General features: G+C 34.7%; 17 protein-coding genes and 1 pseudogene. 8 read left to right on the top strand and 10 right to left on the bottom strand.

The window, feature by feature from the left end; genetic code table 11:
* Window positions 1-80: 80 nt before the first annotated feature.
* The 5 genes and pseudogenes from F6K06_RS14735 to pgl form a co-directional block, all read right to left on the bottom strand.
* Window positions 81-1,047: pseudogene (locus F6K06_RS14735) on the bottom strand (IS5 family transposase).
* A 135-nt stretch (window positions 1,048-1,182) separates the two neighbouring features.
* Window positions 1,183-2,079 carry a PRC-barrel domain-containing protein gene (locus F6K06_RS14730; RefSeq protein WP_124142637.1) on the bottom strand — a complete coding sequence of 299 codons (897 nt, stop codon included), beginning with the start codon at window positions 2,077-2,079 and terminating at the stop codon, window positions 1,183-1,185.
* 747 nt (window positions 2,080-2,826) lie between these two features.
* A complete protein-coding gene (locus tag F6K06_RS14725) occupies window positions 2,827-2,955 on the bottom strand; it encodes a hypothetical protein (protein ID WP_275670248.1) in 129 nt (42 codons plus the stop codon).
* A gap of 500 nt (window positions 2,956-3,455) precedes the next feature.
* Entirely contained in the window at window positions 3,456-4,262 is an 807-nt protein-coding gene (locus tag F6K06_RS14720; protein ID WP_124142636.1) for an FHA domain-containing protein, read from the bottom strand.
* Window positions 4,263-4,829: 567 nt separating this feature from the next.
* Complete coding sequence (gene pgl, locus F6K06_RS14715; protein ID WP_124142635.1) at window positions 4,830-5,537, bottom strand: 6-phosphogluconolactonase; 708 nt, start codon at window positions 5,535-5,537, stop codon at window positions 4,830-4,832.
* 590 nt (window positions 5,538-6,127) lie between these two features.
* Between pgl and F6K06_RS14710 the strand changes: the two genes are divergently transcribed.
* Window positions 6,128-7,264, top strand: a complete 1,137-nt coding sequence (locus F6K06_RS14710) for a hypothetical protein (RefSeq protein ID WP_124154407.1) — start codon at window positions 6,128-6,130, stop codon at window positions 7,262-7,264.
* Between the two features lie 975 nt (window positions 7,265-8,239).
* On the opposite strand, the gene F6K06_RS14705 is transcribed toward F6K06_RS14710, so the two are convergent.
* On the bottom strand, window positions 8,240-10,021 hold the full coding sequence (locus F6K06_RS14705) for a hypothetical protein (RefSeq protein ID WP_287241826.1): 1,782 nt from the start codon (window positions 10,019-10,021) through the stop codon (window positions 8,240-8,242).
* Between the two features lie 331 nt (window positions 10,022-10,352).
* Between F6K06_RS14705 and F6K06_RS14700 the strand changes: the two genes are divergently transcribed.
* The gene (locus F6K06_RS14700; RefSeq protein WP_287241823.1) at window positions 10,353-10,727 is read left to right on the top strand and encodes a hypothetical protein; all 375 of its coding nucleotides are present in this window, start codon (window positions 10,353-10,355) and stop codon (window positions 10,725-10,727) included.
* Between the two features lie 379 nt (window positions 10,728-11,106).
* On the opposite strand, the gene F6K06_RS14695 is transcribed toward F6K06_RS14700, so the two are convergent.
* Both F6K06_RS14695 and F6K06_RS14690 read right to left on the bottom strand, forming a co-directional pair.
* Complete coding sequence (locus F6K06_RS14695) at window positions 11,107-12,285, bottom strand: LptF/LptG family permease (RefSeq protein ID WP_124142631.1); 1,179 nt, start codon at window positions 12,283-12,285, stop codon at window positions 11,107-11,109.
* 217 nt (window positions 12,286-12,502) lie between these two features.
* Entirely contained in the window at window positions 12,503-12,667 is a 165-nt protein-coding gene (locus tag F6K06_RS14690) for a hypothetical protein (RefSeq protein WP_287308877.1), read from the bottom strand.
* Window positions 12,668-12,727: 60 nt separating this feature from the next.
* On the opposite strand from F6K06_RS14690, the gene F6K06_RS14685 reads away from it, so the two are divergent.
* From F6K06_RS14685 to F6K06_RS14675, 3 genes are all read left to right on the top strand, one after another.
* A complete protein-coding gene (locus tag F6K06_RS14685) occupies window positions 12,728-12,868 on the top strand; it encodes a hypothetical protein (protein ID WP_287241818.1) in 141 nt (46 codons plus the stop codon).
* Between the two features lie 197 nt (window positions 12,869-13,065).
* Window positions 13,066-13,716 carry a hypothetical protein gene (locus tag F6K06_RS14680; protein ID WP_287241816.1) on the top strand — a complete coding sequence of 217 codons (651 nt, stop codon included), beginning with the start codon at window positions 13,066-13,068 and terminating at the stop codon, window positions 13,714-13,716.
* Entirely contained in the window at window positions 13,686-15,578 is a 1,893-nt protein-coding gene (locus tag F6K06_RS14675) for a type II CAAX prenyl endopeptidase Rce1 family protein (RefSeq protein ID WP_287241813.1), read from the top strand. The genes F6K06_RS14680 and F6K06_RS14675 overlap by 31 nt, the downstream gene beginning before the upstream one ends.
* Window positions 15,579-15,996: 418 nt before the next feature.
* Here the strand turns inward: F6K06_RS14675 and F6K06_RS14670 are convergent, their stop codons facing one another.
* Window positions 15,997-16,263 (bottom strand): transcriptional regulator, encoded by a 267-nt coding sequence (locus tag F6K06_RS14670; RefSeq protein ID WP_124145360.1) that lies wholly within the window; start codon window positions 16,261-16,263, stop codon window positions 15,997-15,999.
* Window positions 16,264-16,726: 463 nt separating this feature from the next.
* Window positions 16,727-17,257 carry a zinc ribbon domain-containing protein gene (locus F6K06_RS14665; protein WP_124145359.1) on the bottom strand — a complete coding sequence of 177 codons (531 nt, stop codon included), beginning with the start codon at window positions 17,255-17,257 and terminating at the stop codon, window positions 16,727-16,729.
* Window positions 17,258-17,639: 382 nt separating this feature from the next.
* Between F6K06_RS14665 and F6K06_RS14660 the strand changes: the two genes are divergently transcribed.
* The 3 genes from F6K06_RS14660 (at window position 17,640) to F6K06_RS14650 (ending at window position 19,175) form a co-directional block, all read left to right on the top strand.
* Window positions 17,640-17,849 carry a DUF3285 domain-containing protein gene (locus F6K06_RS14660; RefSeq protein ID WP_124145358.1) on the top strand — a complete coding sequence of 70 codons (210 nt, stop codon included), beginning with the start codon at window positions 17,640-17,642 and terminating at the stop codon, window positions 17,847-17,849.
* Window positions 17,850-17,887: 38 nt separating this feature from the next.
* Window positions 17,888-18,562: an rRNA maturation RNase YbeY gene (gene ybeY, locus F6K06_RS14655; RefSeq protein WP_240038980.1), complete on the top strand. Its 675-nt coding sequence runs from the start codon at window positions 17,888-17,890 to the stop codon at window positions 18,560-18,562.
* Between the two features lie 103 nt (window positions 18,563-18,665).
* Window positions 18,666-19,175 (top strand): diacylglycerol kinase family protein, encoded by a 510-nt coding sequence (locus F6K06_RS14650; RefSeq protein ID WP_124145357.1) that lies wholly within the window; start codon window positions 18,666-18,668, stop codon window positions 19,173-19,175.
* The last annotated feature ends 79 nt before the right edge of the window (window positions 19,176-19,254 follow it).

The following is a 19,254-nucleotide window of genomic DNA, read 5'->3' as shown; positions in this document are numbered from 1 at the left end:
ATCATTCTGAATTATTTAATTATTTAATGGCTTTGTTGCATGAAAGTGGCGATCGCGACAACTCCCCTGAGTGGAGTAAACTAGATTTCAACTTTGTAGCTTTTGGGTTTACCTATTTGAATCATACGGTTAAGCATGGCACATTGTATGAATAACTCCACTGCCTGAGCATCAAATTTTCGTCGCCGCAACTTCCCTCCAAATATCACTTTGAGCCTAAACATCGTGGTTTTCCTTCGGAATGCTGCGCAAACTGATAGGGAGCATCGATGGTAGCCACTTTCACGTTTCCATTTCTTGCGTCCTACAATTCTTATTCTTCTGAGGTTTTCATCTCTGGGATGAGGTGCGCATTTACAGTTGCCATGTTGACCTATTACCGCATTTTTCCTTGGTGGAATCGTTGTCTTTGCTCCTCGTTGCCTAGCTTTCTCGTAACACTTATACTTATCATAGGCTCCGTCTCCTGATACTTGGGCTATTTCCACATTTACTCTATCTAATAGGTCAGAAAATACTTGATCATCACTTACATCATTGGTAGTCACTACCCCGCTGACAATTTCCCCTGTGGCCTCATTTACTCCTAGATGTAATTTACGCCATGTCCTGCGTTTACCTACACCATGAATCCTGGTTTTCCATTCCCCTTCACCATAGACTTTAACTCCCGTAGAATCCACTACTAGATGAATAGCTTCATGAGTTGGTATAACTGGCAGTTGAACATTCAGTTTTTGTAAGCGACGGGATATAGTGCTATGGTCTGGTACTGGTAAATCTAAGTTCATCAATTGAAATATAGATTCTACAACACCTTCAGTCTGTCGTCCGGCCAAACTAAACAATGATTGTATAGTCACCATAAATTCAATGGCTGTGTCACTATAGGTATTTGATGCTCCCCTACGTCCATTTTTTTGTTGGTTTACCCACTGCTCTATTACTTCATCATCAGCGCCAAAATGTGAGACTTCCTCTCTGTTTTAGGGAAGCATCATATTCAGACCAGTTGCTGAGTCGGTACTTGGACTTGGACTTACTCATTTCTATGTTGGTCTAGGTTTGTTGTGCTACGCACTGCATATTTTTACCCTATTTGCTATCTTTATGCAACAAAGCCTTATTTAATTATTAATTCTTCGGTAATCACTGATACTAATTTATTTAACTATACTAAAATTATTGATGTATTTGTAAATCATCTATAATGTTTTCTCGATCATCTTTTGAAATATTAGAGTTTTTTCTCCATTGTGACTTTACCCCATCAATTTTTTCCTTAGCTTCTGCTGTAACTTCTTGAATTTTGGTAGAAAAATCATTTGAAGTTTGCTTACTTTTTCTGGACTTTTTTTCTGTAGACTTACTTTGAAATTCTTCTACTTTTTGTTTAGCTTGCTCTGTAACTACTTGTGCTTTTTCTTGAGCTTGCTCTTTAACAACTTTAGCAGTTTCTTGAAAACCTACAAGTAATTTTTTTGCTTCACGTTTTGCTACATTAATATGTTCTCTAGTTTTCACTAAATCTTCTTGTAAAAAATCTTGAACCAGACCTATTTTTTGAGTAACTCCTTCAGTATAACATTGAGGATTTTCTATAGAACTATTGACTACTATTACCCGTTTATTACCAGCACTGGAAACTGCTTCTGGTGGTAATAAATAAATACTATTTAAAACACCTCGCCACCCATTAGATTTAAACAAATAATTAACTACTGCACCTGTTTTAATGTTGAGAAGGTATTCTACAATTAACCCTACCTTCTCTCCTGTATTAGTCCATACTTCATTTCCAATTATATTTACAGTATTATTGAATTTATCTAAACTCTCTTGTGCTGAGTCTCCATTAACTAGAGTAGCATCAGTGCCAATAGTCTCAATTTGTTTCCAAGCAAAAACTTTTTTCTGTTTACCAAAAATACCAGACTTACATATAAAACCTATGACTTGATGAGATTGAGTATTCAGGCACAATTGTTCTATTCTACCCTGGTCTTCAACCGTTTTTTTGTCAAGGACAAACCTCTTCAACAGTTGACTATGTTTCATTACTTCTGGTATTTTATTCATAAATTTTACTCCTAAAACATAATTTTGATAAATTTATTGAACAATTTAAGAAGGAAATTAAGAAATAAATTTAACCCCTCAATAAATGGGAGTAGACTAGCAGTTAGGGAAGGATTTTACGCTATTTAAGGCTTGTTTATGAGGGATTTACCCCGGATAATTGAGCTGTTAGAAGTAAAAAATAAATGAGATTATTTGTGGTCAAAAATATAAATTAATTACTATAGTAATCTTATTTGAGTTGTGAGATATCTTAGACTTTTAAGGCACAGGAAATAGGGAATGTGAAACACCGAAGCAATAAAATTATCATTAATAATTTATAATTGCTATATATTAATAGTGTCATACCATATTATTTTTAATAACATAGAGTTATGTAATTTGAATAAACATTTGTTGCAAATCTCCCTTACCTTTTCTTACTTTTTCCTTCTATAACTAGAACTAATATAAGTAAAACAAATTTAGTATTATTCAAAGAGAATTACTTATACTTTTGATTAAAATTATATGCAACATTTAAAGTATTTTTGTACCTATTACGATCAAACAAAAGCAAGGTTACCGAATTTTATTGTCTAGAACTAGTCAATAAAACTCAATCACCAAACTTAATCTGAATTTATTACTCAAATCAATCATAAATCAGGTAAAATTATCTAGAAACAGTAATCACAAAAATAAGATTATTTATTAATCAAACTATTCATCTTTTTTATCCCCAAAGATTTTTTTTTGTTTACATTAGAGAGATAAATATAGTTTGTCTAAATCATTTAGTTGACGATAATTTTCCCTTTGTTTAATACTAGATACTTCTAATTGTTTGTCAATAGATATATCAATTTTTGCTTTGGAGCCAGTAAAATTCACGATCAATAAACTTACTATAATAACCTTCAGAATCGATTGATAGTTAACCTATATAACACACTGATAAATAAATTAATAATTTCCCCATTATAATGATTATGCCTTAATTAAATATGATAACGAAAAACTATGGAACTATAAAGAACTACATTATTATTTGAAATAATGCCCAATTTTAATTATATGTATATTTCCCAAAGTCCAAAATCAGCCTAGCATATACTGAAGTGGATGTAGCAGTGTTAGCCTAATCACTTTTGCTATTGGAAATTTTAGTAGTGGTCTGTCAAGATAGTTTTGAGGGGTCACATTACCCAAAAAACATTACCTAAAAATCACATTGACAAAAATCTATACATGATTTCAAAGTTGACATACCAGTACAACATCTTAAACAATTTTTGATAATTACAATTTTAAGTTACTTAGCTTCATGTCTTCCTAACCAGAGGAAGACCTTGAGCTGAGGATTTTAATGACCCTAAAATCTAAAAACTGAGCTAAGAAATTTGAAATAGGAATGAAACTAAATCTCCTTTGCCCAAAGATATTCGATCTCCTGGCCTCAATTTATGTCGATTTCCTCTTGTCAAAGAAGTATTATTGACATAAGTACCATTAGAACTACCTATATCTTCAATATAATAACTATCTCCCTCTATTCTAATATCAGCATGACTACGAGAAACCACCTCAGAGTCAGGAAATCCCGAAATATCAATATCTGGTGGTACTCGGTCGTTAGGCTTACCTATGTGAATTACAGATAAATTAACTGGTAATTCAATATCTGTATCTGTTCTAATATGAATTAACTTGGCAGACTGTTTTTGTAACTGAGTCTTGGCCGGAATTGGTGTTTTTCCAGTAGGAGATGGAGAAGTTACTACAGGGTTACTAATAGGATTAATAGTTTGTGGAGGTTCCTCAGTAGGAACTGGAGTATTAATGTTGCTAGATTTTTCTAAGTTTGGTGTAGCAGACACTACTATAGGTTCTAAAGTCACTAATGGATCTGGTGGATGTAAGTCAGGTATATCTTCTGAAGGCATACCTGCATTCGTACCAGATACTGGTGATACTATAGTTGGCATTACTGCTGGATCGGTTTGAGATAAAACTTGACCTTCCTCCATACCAGTACTAGCTTTCAAATCAAAGCCACATTGACCACAAAAGGCAGCATCAACTTGAACTGTTGCCCCACAGTTAGGACAATTCGTAGTTACAGGTAAGGGAGTGTAGCAAGCTTCACATTGTGTTGCTCCATCAGGATTCTGATGATTGCAATTCGGACAGACAATCATTGATCTACTCCTCGTTATCGGCCAGACGATCGAAACACCGACATAAGAATCATAATTATATTTAACTTTCAGATTCTATAGTAATCCTAATTCTATTGTATTGTATAGCTAATTTGGGTGTTGGTGAAGAGCATGTATAATATCAATTTTAATTACTTAGGAGTCAGGAGGACCTCCTCAGGAGTCAGGAGGGAAGAAAGAAGTAAGAGCCGAAGTTGGAAGGACCGAAGGAGTGAAAAATCTTACTTTGTCTGACTTTTAAACTTTTAATTTGTCCGCGCCCTTTCCTTCGACTGCTATACAAGTATTAAGCTTTAGATAGTTAGGTTTGTAGTAGAAATATATGAAGTATTCTATTACTTTCCTTGCCTCAACCTAACACTTAACCAATGAAGGATTGAAATTTTAGGATAGGATGAATTTATATCATGTCCGGATAATTAGTTATAAAAAAACTTTCTCCTTCAACTCCAGTTCTTCCTCTTCCTTCTCCTTTCTTCTCTCCTGACTCCTCCGTAGTTATTTATTTATCACTGTTCAACCGGACATGATATTACTTTTCACTGCTTAAATATTGACATCAGTTAGTAACCAATGTAGTTCCCCTTTTGGTTGAATCAGGCGACTAGGATATTTCATTTCATCCCCATTTTCTGCAAATACTCGATCCAATGCAACTTGTTTATCTGCACCAGCAACTAGAAATATGACGCAACTAGCCTGATTAATTAGTGGAACTGTAAAAGTTAATCGCGGTTGGCCATCTTTATTCCCTACAGTAATGAGGCGATCGCTAATTTGCAAAGCATCTGTATGGGGAAATAAGGAAGCTGTATGGGCATCACCACCCATTCCCAGTAAAATCAAATCAAAACTAGGAAAATCTCCTGGTGAGACCTGAAAAAATTCTCGCAAATGAGCATCATGGCTGGAGGCATCAACTTCTGGATCTCCAGCTCCTGTAGGCATAGCATGAATATTTGTCGGTGGTATGGGCACTCGGTCTAACCAAGCTTGCCTAGCCATTTTTTGGTTACTATCTTGGTGGTCAGGAGCTACATAGCGTTCGTCCCCCCAGAAGACATGAATTTTATCCCAAGGTAGATTTTGAGTTGCTATGGACTCATAAAGGGGTTTTGGAGTATTACCACCTGCTAAAGCTATAGTACATTGGCCTCGCTGTGAAATGGCCTCTTGCATTTTAGCCAAGCAAATTTCTAAAGCTTGCTCGATTAACTCTTCTTTACTTTGTAGTAATTTAACCTGTTTGTTCATTTGAGCTGATTTGTGTTGTGCTAGAATATGCTTACCCAGAAATATAAAAATTTTTTGATGAATCTGGGCATCAAATTCATGCTACAGCGATTTTGATTTAGAAGTCAGTTTATCTCGTTACCTCAAATAATATTAGTATTTGCTCAAGGTATTTATAATGGGAAAATTTAGGTGGTAGGCAGTTTAGTAATTAACAGTTGAAAAAAAGTTCTTGAGCTATAAATCATAGTATGTGTGTTTATTGTTGCTCATCTGATGCAACTTTTTCAGATTTTGAGTTCGATTACTAAACAATGAAACAAAAGTTATTATTGGCTACAAATATTATGCTGGCCTAAAAAATTTCCTAATATAGCAATGAGCGCTGGTATATTTACAAATTGCAGGAGATGTCCAATAGCTAAAATCTTATATTATAGGCAATTTATTCCCCCAGATGAGCTGTTGCCTGTTGCCTGTTGCCTGTTGCCTGCGCACAGCGCTATATCTGAAAAAATTTTAGTGTATGTCTCAAAAAATAAAATTTTCTAGTTATAACGAGAAAGCAGATTAATGTTAGAGAAAAAACAATTAATAAAAAAACAAAACCTATGTCTAATCCCAAAAAATTACCCAATTCCATACGCTACTTCCGAGGCAGATTTCGTCATCTGACAAAACCTTTAGTTTGGGGGCCAATTGCTGTAGCTTCTTTAGTGCTATTATTTGTTTGGGAATTAACAGTCCATCCAGAATGGTTAACTGTTGAAGATGATTATTCAGTAACAAGCGGAAATATTATAATTGACAATTTATCTCCTGAAGAAATTTCTATTATTAGTGATATTGACAGTTCTTCAGTTTTAGTAGAGGATTTAAAAAATTATGAAAATCTTCAATTTAATTCCTCAGTAATTCCTGAGAAAATTTTACTAAACAGGTTAAAAGGAGAAAGCAAAAATGAATCGGAACCACCAAAAAACTCTAAAAAACTTCAAGAAAATTTAACGAACCTTCAACCTCAAACAACAACCAATAATCTTCCTCCTCAAAATAAATTAGACAACTCTCAATTATTAACATCTCCTCTGTTACGTAGTCTCAATATATTAGACGAAAGCGATCGGGAAGAAAAAAAGGAAAAACCTGCAAATGCATTACAGAATGCTTTGGATGATTACCAGCGCTCTAAAAATCAATCCCAAGCATCTTCAAATTCTCAGTCTCAAACAAATAATTTTAACCTTTATCCTACTGAGATAAAACCTAGAGATATTAGACCTTCTCCTTTTCCTGGAATTTCAACATCCAACAGTTATCAATCTCCACAAAACAATAATTTTAATTCACCTTTACCACCCATAAATATTAATCAACCAAAACCTTATTATACAGATAGATCGGGAACGGCAAATCAAAACAATAACCCCAGCAATTCACCAGGATCTAACTATTCTCTTCAACGGCAACCTGCTAATCCAAATTTACCGCCATTACCAACAGTACCTAATGGTTTAGCTAATAATCAAAATGGAGTAAATGGGATTAATAACGGAAGAGTTTCTAACTATTATAGTAATCAAGGATATCCGCAAAATCAGCAACAGCAATATAACTATGGAGTTAATCCTAATCAGGTAAATCAAAACTTACCATCAAATCCTTCTAATAACCCTTTTTCCAGACGTAATAATAGTTTTAATCGTGGATATGGCGAACGTTGGAATAATCCTTTTAACAATAATTAAAATGGTTACAGCGGTTTTGATTTGGGTAGACCACAGTAGGGAAGTTCCATGGAACTACAAGGTTTGATGTGTGAAGAGGTATAGCGCTGTGCGCAGGCAACAGGCAACAGAGGGAAGAAAAAACCGATAATATAAGACTTTTATCTATTCGACAGTTCCTGTAATTTGTAAATATGCCAGCGCACATTGCTATAGTTCATCAATTTGAAAAGCGCTGTAATTTAGGATAATTACAATCATCAAGTTTGAGGATTTTAATAATTATTATTGCTACCCTTATATTTGGTTTTGAATATGAGGAAATAGATGGTGGGTTGTAGATGAGAAAATTTGACCTAACACCATTTCTCAAAAGTTTTACGACATCTCCTTGGGAGTAGGGAGTAGAGTTAAAAGGCATAAGATATTTTGGATTAATGCCGATAATCCTTACAAACATTACTGAATCATTATTATTACTTAATAACTGAAGTCGCATCGAAAGTATAGTATGAATGTATGGGAATTGGTATAATACTTTCGTTGATATAAAGCTTGGTATAAAGTAAGCATTCAGCTATTAGCATTCAGCATTTCCTGTGGAATGCTGCGCAAACATACAGCGGATTCCACCAAGCGTGAGGTACACCTCTCGCTGGCATCTTGCCCGCACTTGCATTCATTTAATATTAATATCTGTACTTCATATACTTGAAATATGCTGTAATACCAATTTGAAAAAAGAATATTACGAATAATAGGGGCAATTAAAATATTTTATAGGAGATGTCTCTTGGACTAAAAAGATAAATTCAGACCTAAAAACTGGTATTAAAGCCATTCATTCTGACTCCTAAGGACTGACTCCTGAGGACTGACTCCTAAAAAATATCCTAGCTATTTGTAGCAAAAATTTATCAAATTGGTATAACTTTGAATTCTCCTTAATCAGACAATAAACTAATAGCTGATAGCTGATAGCTGATAGCTGACTGCTTACTTAATTTGAGTAAATTTCATCAACTCATTTTGAATACATGATGTTGGCAATAAAACTATTCTCTTACTTGTTAAAACAGTGCAATGTTCAATAGTAACGGATAAAGCAGGAATCATATTTTGCTCTAGTTGATAAATAATTGTCTCTCCTAAATCATATTGACGAATTAATTCTTTATCAGCTACATATCTAGGGTTATAAGCTGTTTTATCGAGCAACCAAAAATCTATTCCATACTTCTGAATAAAATTATTAACCTCTTCTAGATTAGAAGTATATTGAGCCTGAATTAAATCTTTTGCTCTTTGACTAAACTGAGCATAATATTCTGTATGGTAAGGCAAACTATATTCCTGGGCGACTAAAGTAGAACGTTGGGCAAAAGTAGGAAGATTATCTGATTCTTTGGATATAGATGCAATTAATGTATCTTTTGGTTGTGCTAGTAAATATTCATATAATTCTATTTCTTTGCCTTTAATATAGAACTGATTATCTATACTTAAGTCTTGGGAAAAAGGAATAATACTTAATATCGCTAATAATAAAACTGTGCAGCTAAAATATATTCTTTGTGGAAAATTTAAGCCATTTTTTAGCTGAGAAATAACTTGATTCAAATAACTATCCAACCATATTGTTAAAGCAATACCAGTAGCTATTGGTATCATTACTCGCATACTATGATAAATATATCTGTTGGGAAAATGAAGCTGAAACAAAAAAGCATGAGCGAGGAAAAATAACCCCATAGATGCTAGTAAAATTTGAACTAATATTTCTACCTTTAAAGAAACCTGTTTTGCCAGAGGAAATTTTTGACTTTTTCCAAGTACAAAAGGTAAGAATAATGAGGCGATCGCTAGTGGAGGTAAAAACCCTAAAAATAATATGCCACTCCTCGGTCCTATTAGCCAAAAAATCAAAGGATTTTCGTGAAAAAAGAATGCTCTGCCATAGTTTCCATCATCATAATTAAAAATTGGTTGTAATTTAGCTTCCGCAGCAGTAATAATTGACCCGAATTCCGTAGCAGAAAACTTGTATGGTAGAAGTATAATTGCAGCAGTTATTATTGCTCCTAACCAGAGGTAATAATTTAATCGGACTGAAGTAAATTTTAACCGTTTTTTATCGTAGGAAAATAGTCGAATAGTTAAGATAGTTACTGATAGTAAAACAGTGTGAGGATAAAAAATAGCTTGGAGAGCGATCACTACTAATACAGGAAAGAAGGAATTTCGGAGTAGGTAATATAGGAATGCTAAAAAAAGTGGATATAAAAATGCTCTGGGAGTAGCAGAAACCAAGTCATCTTCCATCCATAAAGTTTGATTTAAAATGAATGAACTAAAAAAACCTACGGCAGGAATAGGTAGAATTTGTAAACTTATTCCAAAACAGTAAATTGTCGAAATTAATCCGAGAAATATAGGTAATAATTTACCTAAAAAAATGGGGTCTATACCTAAAGATGTGATGAGTGAATAAAAAGTTTTATACCCCCATGGAGCTACTGATTGAAAATAGTCAGCAATGAAATCTTGAGGAAATAATTCTGCATCTAAAAAACGACGCATCCAAAATATATGTTGTCGTGCATCATCTTGGATGAAATATTCACTTTGGAGGGATGTTTTGAGAGATTCAAAACTATAAATTAAGACAATAGCTAAACTTAAACCAAACCAGAATATCCAGCTTCGATTTATCAAATTTTTATGTAAAATAGATAAAAATCTACTAATTTTTAAGTTGGATATTAAAGGATTTGTCATATTTTATTATAGATTAGCGACGTTATAAGACATGATATGATTGGCGATTGTTGTTTAGCGTTAATAGTTTCTTCTAAAAATTAGAATAATTGTAAATTTTGAATAAAAAGTATTGCTATAACTATGCTTGGGCTTTATTTCTGTGCTAAAAGAGCTAAAATTTAATTACTTATTACAACTAAGGTTTAAATTTAGATTACTTCTAACAACGAAAGTTCTCGAACACAAATAATTGTTGCTACTAATTGGTGGAACTGCAGTAATAATTGCTGCATTAATAGCAGCAATTGGTCAATACTGTAGTTAATCAAATGCTACCAAAGAGATAAAATTGCTTCAGGAATTAGGGAATAAAAGAATAGAATATACAAGCAATGGTCAACTTTGTACACCTCGTCACGAAGAACAAATAAAAGTAAAGGAAGATGGAATATTATACGCTGAATATATCGTTCCTCCTGGTCATTTTAGTACGGTTATAATCTATTTCTATGTTGATAACAAACTTAAAGGACGTGAAGAATATAAGATAGATAATTATAAATCTGTAAAAAAGGATATAGGTTTTATTACAAAAGGAAGCCATACTTTAGCATTAGAAGCAAAAGGAGTAACAGGTGGTTGTAATAAAGGAAAATTAAATTCTTGGGGAGGGGCAGTGAATCTTCACATATTACCAGACCCACCTATATTTTGCAGGTCTTAGCAAAAAGCTACAATATTTCAGATTACCTATTTCATATAAATAATAGTCTTCAGAGCAGAGTCTTTCAGTGCTACTTCTATCAATAAATGACATGAACAAAAGTCGTACCCAAGAATAATAAGATAGGTAAATGTTACTTGAATTACTCTTAATCTTCAATTACTCAAGATTTGCAGACCCTAGTTTTGAACTATCAAAATAATTGGGTCTAAAACCCTGCCTTTTAATCAGTTATTAGTTAAATCTTTTGTATTTTTTCTGGTTTGACCAAAATAATAAAAATCAAGTCATAAATGAACTTCTAAGTTATGACTTCAGACTTAAGAAATTCCTGTTACAAAAACAACTTCTGACTTCTGACTTCTGACTTCTAAATTCCTTAACGTGAAGCTCTTGCTATAAGTAACATTGCCACTCCAATACCCATAAAATTGGGTAACCATCCAGCCAAAAAAGGAGTCAAAACCTCTTTTTGCCCCATTGCCCCTGTAATAAAAGAAAGTAAATAATAAGCAAAAATAATTATCACACTAATACCAAAGCTAGTACCTCTATTCGCATTTCTCTGAGGTCTAATTCCTAAAGCTGCCCCTACTAAACCCAGAACCAAACAAACAAAAGGTACAGCAAACTTTTGTTGAATTCTGACTTGAGTTTTAACAATTTTCCGATGATTTCCACTCAGTCGCATTAACTCCAAATATTCATAAGATTGAGGAATATTCATCTGTTGATAAGTACGTCTTTTACCTGCTAAATCTAAAGGTGCCGTAGAAAGTTTTAATTCTTGATGGTCAAACTTAACAATATTACGGTAAGAACCATCTGGAGATACAATATAAATAGTCCCATTAAACAAGTCCCAAATATTTTCTGCTGGATTCCAAGTTGCTGACTCAGAAGACACAATTTGGTCAACCCCATATTGGGAACGATCTACAATAGTCACCCCCCTCATATATTTACCATCAAACTTTTCGGCATAGAATAAACGAGTCAAAGTATCTTTCTTACTTCCGTCTGGCCGCTCAACTTTGCCAAATTCTGGATAGAAAATATGTTCTTCCCGAAAAGGAGGATCGTCTCGGTCTAAAGTTCTCTCTAAAGTCAGAGATGCTTGATAGTTGGCATTAGGTACAATTACTTCATTAAGGGCAAAAGTTAAACCAGTTACGGTCAGACCTAATATTACCGCAGGTATAAGCATTCGATAGACGCTAATGCCACAGCTACGCAGAGCAACTATCTCACTATTACTAGACATCTGACTGTAAACCATCAGAGTCGATAGTACCATTGCCATAGGGAATGCCCAACCAATAAACTCTGGCACTTTTAAGAAAAATACTTGAAGGGCAATAGAAATAGGTAGTCCAGATTCTGTTACTTTTCGGACTAATTCAAACATTGCCCCCGCTGTCACCCCGATAGATGAAAATAATCCTACACCAAAGAGAAATGGCCCTATTAATTCTATAATGATGTAGCGGTCCATGACTGAAATTTTGGGTTCCAGTCTTTGTAGGAAGAATAAAGATTTTGAGATACTGCGCTCCATATACTTCAGATTTAAGGTCAAGTCTACAATTCAGAATTGAAAGCTAGTGCCGCTACGCGGAAGTTAAAAGTCATGCATTTAAAAGTCAATCATTTTTGATTTGTAATTGTTTTAGGATTTTGTCACTGGTCAGTTATTTCCGCCATCCTGCACTAGGTTGACTTTTTCATTCTGCCCCGATCAATAGAGATGTTTTAGGATATTATTTAAGGTTAGCTTAATCTGAATAAAAGTGCTGAAGCTGAGAAATTGCCAAGAGGATATTGATTCTATTTAATTGTAGATGGGGATGAGCAACACCTACCAAGGGAGCAAGATGCTCCCACTGCTGTTTCTCATAATCAAAATAATTCCAATGCACTACCATGATATGCAGCACCACGTTTATTTTTGCTCGGTAGTATCAGTTTCAAAGTTAACCCCTTCGTATAAAACTTTAACAGTGGTAGTAAATTCAATACTTGATAATGTAATCGACTCTCCTTCTGTGTTAATTTATGGAGCGATCGCCTTACCGTTAGGTTTTAATGGCATTCTTGTGAAATTTCCTGTTTTACTTCTTGTACTAAAAAGAGGTAAGTAGGTAAGCATAAATAAAGGTTAAAATAAAAAATATGAAAAAGAACCTATAACCTAGTTATCAATAGGTTTTCACTGTTTTGAATTTTGATTGCTATTGTACTGATAATTAAGCCTACCTACTTCCTACTAAGTAGGGGGAAAGAATTGATTATTTATGTGGGATAATTGATTTGATTTTTTTATTATTGGAGATGTCTAATGAATAATTGGCTTGTTATTATTTCTAACAAACCCTCAAAACCTTACTTCTCCCTAACCCGAAACTGGATCGTTATAGTTTTTCTAATTTCCCTCACCCTCTGCCTACTTTTCCCCACTTTCGCCCAAACAAAAAAACCATCAAACTACGACATTACCAGTCAAATACCATTCAACCAACCCAGTTATTACCCCCTCCAACAAACCATTAACAACCAACTCTACCGCCCAACAACAACCTGGGGAGGGCGACTCATTCTGCCAAAACCAGACTCCCCACCACCAAGTAACCAACAAGACTGGGTATGGATAGAAATCTATAACGCTCCAGAAACAGCTAAAAATTTAGAAGGGGAAATACTGCCTTTGCAATGGAGTCAACAACCATCAACACAAACATTCGTCGAAACTGTTACGAAAGATATTCAATTTTCTCAAGCAGCTAAAAACAGTAGTAACAACGGCAATGTCTTGCCCACTCGCCTCAATGGTTTAACCAAAGTCGGTCCCTTAAAATCTCTCGCCGGAGCTAGACCTAACGACGATATGATAGTCGGTCTGGAAAACGTCAAAATTACAACGAAGGAGGTTCCCCTATTCTGGAAACCCCGCTCGAACCCATGCAAATTACCGGACGTTATTACGCTTTAGTTGATATCCTCCGCACGGCAACCACAAACGCCACTCCAGAAAATTGTCCTGGAAACCAACCATGCACCAGCGAACTTTTCCAAGTACGTCACTACAACCCCACTACCAAAAAATTCGACGGTGCAACAGAAATTATCCGCATTCCCCAACAACCACTCCTCCCCAACAAATTATTTCAATCAACACCCCAAGGAATAACAGACTCCCCCGCAGGGAAAGCAGGTTGGTATATTTATGGAGCAAAAGATAGAGAAGGAATGTTTACAGTTCAAGCAGTAAAACCGCGATCGCTCTTTCAACTACGACCTGAAAAAACTATCCAGGGAAAAACAGCAGGTATCAAATATATAGATCGCCAAAATTGGCAAAATACGGAAAGTCGTAAAGGTAGTATTCAAAGTGTATTAGTTATTGGGGAAGAAGGAAGTAAGGTAGATAAACTTTCTCCTCCCCACTCCCTGTTAAAAGAAGGAGATTATGCTTTAGTCATTCATCTATTCGGGGGTATTGGTGGAGAAAAAGGTGAACCCATACTTGCAGGAACAGTTACCGGACATTTTTCTTACGGTTTAGCTCAAGTAGTGCGAGATACTTTTACCAACGAATTACAATTTGACATCAAATACCAACAAGTTTACGCCCAAAATTCCAACGGCATAATTTCCGGTACTCACCACTGGGAAAATTATATGGGAAATTTGGAAAAAGGATGGTTAGGAACTCGCCCAGTCTCGGATGTAGTCATCAAATTAGACGCACTTAAAGATTATGATTTTGGCGGTGTCATCCTCTCTCCTTTCCGAGAATTTATGTATCAGTTACAAATAATGACAGCTCGTTACCGCACGGGGGATGGAACGGGGGTAGCAAGAGTGAGTCCGGCAACTTCTTGTGTCCAAGACTCTAGTCAAGCACTTTTTATTGCCATTAGAAGTATTGAGAATAAGTTTTATTCCACACCAGAAATTCAAACCTGGCTAAAATCTCATCCCGACGACCCACAAACATTAAGGTTTCAACAACTTGTGTCTTTGGGGAAAAAACTGGAAAAGGCTTTAGTTCCGAGGGGTGTTGTGCGCCCAGACTGGCAGAAAAATTCTGAATATTTGGCGGGGATAAATGCGAGAAATGGGTTTGTGAATGAGATTAGTATTGTTAACAGTATTTTGAGTTGGCGATCAATGATGCCTCGTCGCGCTCACGATGAAGTTAGCACTATTTTCCTGGAAAGTGGTGCAGAATTATGGTTTCTCCGCACTAACCAGGTGGGAGGATATGACCCAGATATTGAATCAGTAGCACCGACTGTTGCATTGGGGCAGTTTCCTCTAATTTCAAAGTTAATTGAGCGTTTGATATTTGCTTCTCGTCTGATGAATGGTCAAGACTGGTTAGTTGTTGGGATGACGTTATTGGTTTATGGAGCGATCGCTTTACCGTTAGGCTTTAATTCCAGATTTTTGCGAGTAAATCGAGGTTTTCGGAATCTCAAAGAATTATTTCAGGGGTTGGTAGTGATATTTTTTATGCCATCTTTAATAGAAGAGCTGATATTTAGAGTTTTATTATTGCCTCATCCCACCGAGAAAATTTCAACTATTATGTGGTGTTTTTGGGCAGCGTTAAGTTTATTTTTATTCATTATTTATCATCCAATTAATGCTTTAACTTTCCATCCCCAAGGAAACCCAACTTTTATGACACCAATTTTTTTGACATTGACAGGAATTTTAGGATTAGTATGTACAGTAGCTTATCAATTAACTGGTTGTTTGTGGGTTATGGTAATTATTCATTGGGCAGTAGTTGTAATTTGGCAATATTCGTTAGGTGGTAAAGAAAAATTGTATGGAAGTAACTAATATTATCAAGTTTTTGTTTGTAGTATTGCTCTAGTCCTGACAATATTTTTATTAGGACTAAAGTCCAACTACGAACCTGATTATAACTGTTCTACAGAACATGATATTCAATATATTTATTAATAAAAGCTTCATCGGATCATTACTTAATAATAAATTATATGGTTTGTAGTATTGCTCTAGTCCTGACAATATTTGTATTAGGACTAAAATCCAACTACGAGCCTGATTATAAATGTTCTACAGAACATGATATTCAATATATTTATTAATAAAAGCTTCAGGAGTTAGACATTCAAACTCTCCAGTTTTTTCTACAATAGCATTAACCAATTTATTTATAGTTTGCCGAGTTTATTCCCACACTTCCCTCTTTCTTCTTACTTATTCCTTCTTACTTATTCCCTCTGCTATAAAACTAAAAATCTTGACAATTTGCCTGTACAATTTTTCGGACTTCTCCAGACTCTAATTCTATTAATTTCTTAGTTGCTTGAATTTGAGTAGGCTGATTTTCTAAATGTTGACGCTCAATTAATTCCCATTCTTCTGCTGTTTTCGTATAGCGTCTAGATGTAGCTCTATCCATATTCATAGATGTCGCAACTTCGTTTAGAGAAGCCCACCCTGGTTGATTTCGCATTCTATGTAAATAGCGAGTCATTATATCAATATCAATTTTCATTGTGCATTTTCCTGATTATTTTTAACTATATATAATTTGATAAAAAAAGAATATTACAAGTGCTTTAGAAAAGGAATAAGTAAGAAAAAAAGCAATAATTAATGATTGATATCAAATCCGTTTAATTGGACATAAAAAAAATCTTCAATCGCCATAACTACGTTTATCTTTGTAATTCTTTCTCCTCCTGACTCCTGACTCCTGACTCCTGACTCCTCCTAACTTAACCATTCTATGGCTGTTTAACCGGATTTGATATGATTTTATTGCTCAATTAGATAAATAAGTTTTGACCAAAACAATTATTATCAAAATTGTCTATTCTTTACAGCAATGATAGATCCTACTGAATATAATATAGGTAATATAATATTCAGATAATTATTTATAAAAAAAGTCTTTATTTGTAGGCGCGTTTAACGCAACTACACACCTAAATAAAATTAAAATTTCAAGACTACAATTACAACTGATAACCACAACTAGAGCAAAAGCGATCGCTTGTTTGTACAGGAGCACCACATTGAGAACAAAAACCCTTCCCAGAACTTGCAGAGGAACTTGACCCCATTTCCATCGACATATTACCAATCCGCATCTGCATTGGGTTCATCTTCATTTCCATATCGCCCATTTTCATCGGTTCCATTGGTTTCATTGGTTCCATCGATGGCATACTTTTGCTAGGTGTTGCCTCTACTTGTTGAAGCGATAAAACTTCGGCATCACTCAAAGTAGGCGTCCCACCGATAGTACTTATTCCACCTGCCTGCAACTGAACAAAAGATTGTCCCTGTTCCGACTCTATCCGCAAAATTACTCCAGTAGCAGTTTTAAACAAAGTGGGTACTACAGTCCATTTACTTGTTTGAAACCCTGTACTTGCCTGTTGTTGTTGACCAGGACTACCACTGGAAAGAGTAACCACAGTTTGCATTACCTGATGTTCAATATAAACTTGCTGGCCATTACTAAGATTGCATTTGTCAGCCATAACTTTTAGTCGATCATTACTTAATTGTATATATTATAACAATCAACATCTTAACGTTAATATTTGTATCTCATATACGACCGAATCTGCTGTATTATTCACAGCAGAACTATTTCATATATATGTCCTTTATTCACTGTTCCTGAAAAATATCTAAATTTTTCCTCGATCAATTTGTCAATTATGATCAAGAGTAACTTTTTCATCAATATATTTATATTTAAGCTATAAGGCAAAAAATTTGATGAAAAAATAATCAAGAGTCGATGTATAGACACAAGAGTTAATATTATTGTTATAGTAGTATCGACTTTATCATCAATTTAAAACTCAGCTCGAGACAAATAACAACCACTAGAAAACTGTAAATATATTGATTTTTATGAGTAATTTATCTTCATCAACTCAAGACTCCAGACAAACACAGACACAGATAGAAACAAATGCTTCCACAACTGAACCAAAACCCAGTTATGTCAAACTGGCCATGAGAAATATGGTGAGGAAGGGAAGTAAATCACTCAAACATTTTGCCCTGACAACCATTGGACTTGTAGGTATATTGGTTGGCCTTGCCTATCTAACGCGATAATTAAAATCACATTTTTGAGCGGAAAGGAGAATTTAAGGTTGTATCTGGAAGTAAGTGTTCAGGATTATTTCTGGTCATCCTCTGTGTCAGAAGTAGAAAAATTAAAAGTCCAGAATGTTGACGAAGTCAGAAGTCAGAAGTCAGAAGTCAGAAGTTGTTTTTGTAAGGGGGATTTGAGCAAGTCTCCAAAAACATTTAGCCAATCAAAGCAGGGTTTTAGACCCAATTATTCTGATAAGGAAAAATTTTATCCCATATCTTCTGAAAATTGGGCATATTGGTTTCAAAAATGGCTAGAAATTCTACAACCAAATATTCCACTTGCTGAAAACTACGAACTTACTCTACGTCTGACCGGGGATGGCGAAATCCAAATCCTTAATCATCAGTATCGCGACCGGAATCAACCAACAGATGTTTTAGCTTTTGCTGCTCTGGAAGTAAATGTTCCTCAGCCAAAAGTACTAGATTCTGATTTACAACTATATCTGGGTGATATAGTAATTTCCGTTGAGACGGCCATTCGGCAAGCTAGACAACTGGAACATTCATTAACAACTGAATTAGTTTGGCTAGCCGCCCATGGTTTTCTACACCTACTTGGATGGGATCATCTTGACGAAAAGAGTTGGCAACAAATGCTCAAACAGCAATTATTTTTGCTTCATGCCGTTGGAATTACTATTGAGAAACAAATCACTTTAGAAAATTGACAAGACTAAGGGTAAATTTTGAACTTTTTAGATAGACTATTAATCGAGTAAGTCTTTGATTATCTGGGCCTTATTTATTAAATTGAACTGAGGTAGATAAATTATGAAACTGAATGAGTCATCAATATCTTACAATGAAGCCACTTTTATACACAAATCGAAAAATTCTTCTGCTCCGAAAATAAAGGGTTCTAAAAGTACAGTTAAACCTAATAGAGAATTATCTTGGCAAGTAGCAAATAGTCTTTTAATTAGCTTCAAATATGCTTGGGCAGGATTGTCTTATGCTTTCCAGACTCAGCGTAATTTTCGGATTCATACTTTCATCGGTATTGTTGCTGTTAGTTTGAGTATTTTATTAGAGTTAAAACCAATAGAAACAGCAGTTATTGTGTTAACTATTGGATTGGTTATGGCTATGGAATTACTGAATACTGCTATTGAATCTGTGGTAGATTTAACAGTTAAAAAAAGTTACCACGAGTTAGCCAAGATTGCTAAAGATTGTGCTGCAGGTGCTGTTTTAATTTCAGCTATTGTCGCATTACTTATCGCAAGTTATCTGATTTTACCTCAATTATTAAGTCTAGTTATTGATACTTTTAGTAGTTAGTGCCGCTACGCGGAAGTTAAAAGTCAATCATTTTTAATTTGTAATTGTTTTAGGATTTTGTAACTGGTCAGTTATTTCC

This window comes from Okeania sp. SIO1H4, assembly GCF_010672695.1.
GTDB lineage: Bacteria > Cyanobacteriota > Cyanobacteriia > Cyanobacteriales > Microcoleaceae > Okeania > Okeania hirsuta.
Note: the sequence above shows the minus strand (reverse complement) of the source record. Positions and strands in the feature narration are given on the sequence as shown.

Coding starts and splice junctions, on each gene's coding strand:
- F6K06_RS14680 (WP_287241816.1), top strand. CDS start 13,066: ATGAATAATTGGCTTGTTATTATTTCTAACAAACCCTCAAAACCTTAC.
- F6K06_RS14695 (WP_124142631.1), bottom strand. CDS start 12,285: ATGGAGCGCAGTATCTCAAAATCTTTATTCTTCCTACAAAGACTGGAA.
- F6K06_RS14675 (WP_287241813.1), top strand. CDS start 13,686: ATGCAAATTACCGGACGTTATTACGCTTTAGTTGATATCCTCCGCACG.
- F6K06_RS14705 (WP_287241826.1), bottom strand. CDS start 10,021: ATGACAAATCCTTTAATATCCAACTTAAAAATTAGTAGATTTTTATCT.
- F6K06_RS14660 (WP_124145358.1), top strand. CDS start 17,640: ATGAGTAATTTATCTTCATCAACTCAAGACTCCAGACAAACACAGACA.
- F6K06_RS14650 (WP_124145357.1), top strand. CDS start 18,666: ATGAAACTGAATGAGTCATCAATATCTTACAATGAAGCCACTTTTATA.
- F6K06_RS14665 (WP_124145359.1), bottom strand. CDS start 17,257: ATGGCTGACAAATGCAATCTTAGTAATGGCCAGCAAGTTTATATTGAA.
- F6K06_RS14710 (WP_124154407.1), top strand. CDS start 6,128: ATGTCTAATCCCAAAAAATTACCCAATTCCATACGCTACTTCCGAGGC.
- pgl (WP_124142635.1), bottom strand. CDS start 5,537: ATGAACAAACAGGTTAAATTACTACAAAGTAAAGAAGAGTTAATCGAG.
- F6K06_RS14670 (WP_124145360.1), bottom strand. CDS start 16,263: ATGAAAATTGATATTGATATAATGACTCGCTATTTACATAGAATGCGA.
- F6K06_RS14730 (WP_124142637.1), bottom strand. CDS start 2,079: ATGAATAAAATACCAGAAGTAATGAAACATAGTCAACTGTTGAAGAGG.
- F6K06_RS14720 (WP_124142636.1), bottom strand. CDS start 4,262: ATGATTGTCTGTCCGAATTGCAATCATCAGAATCCTGATGGAGCAACA.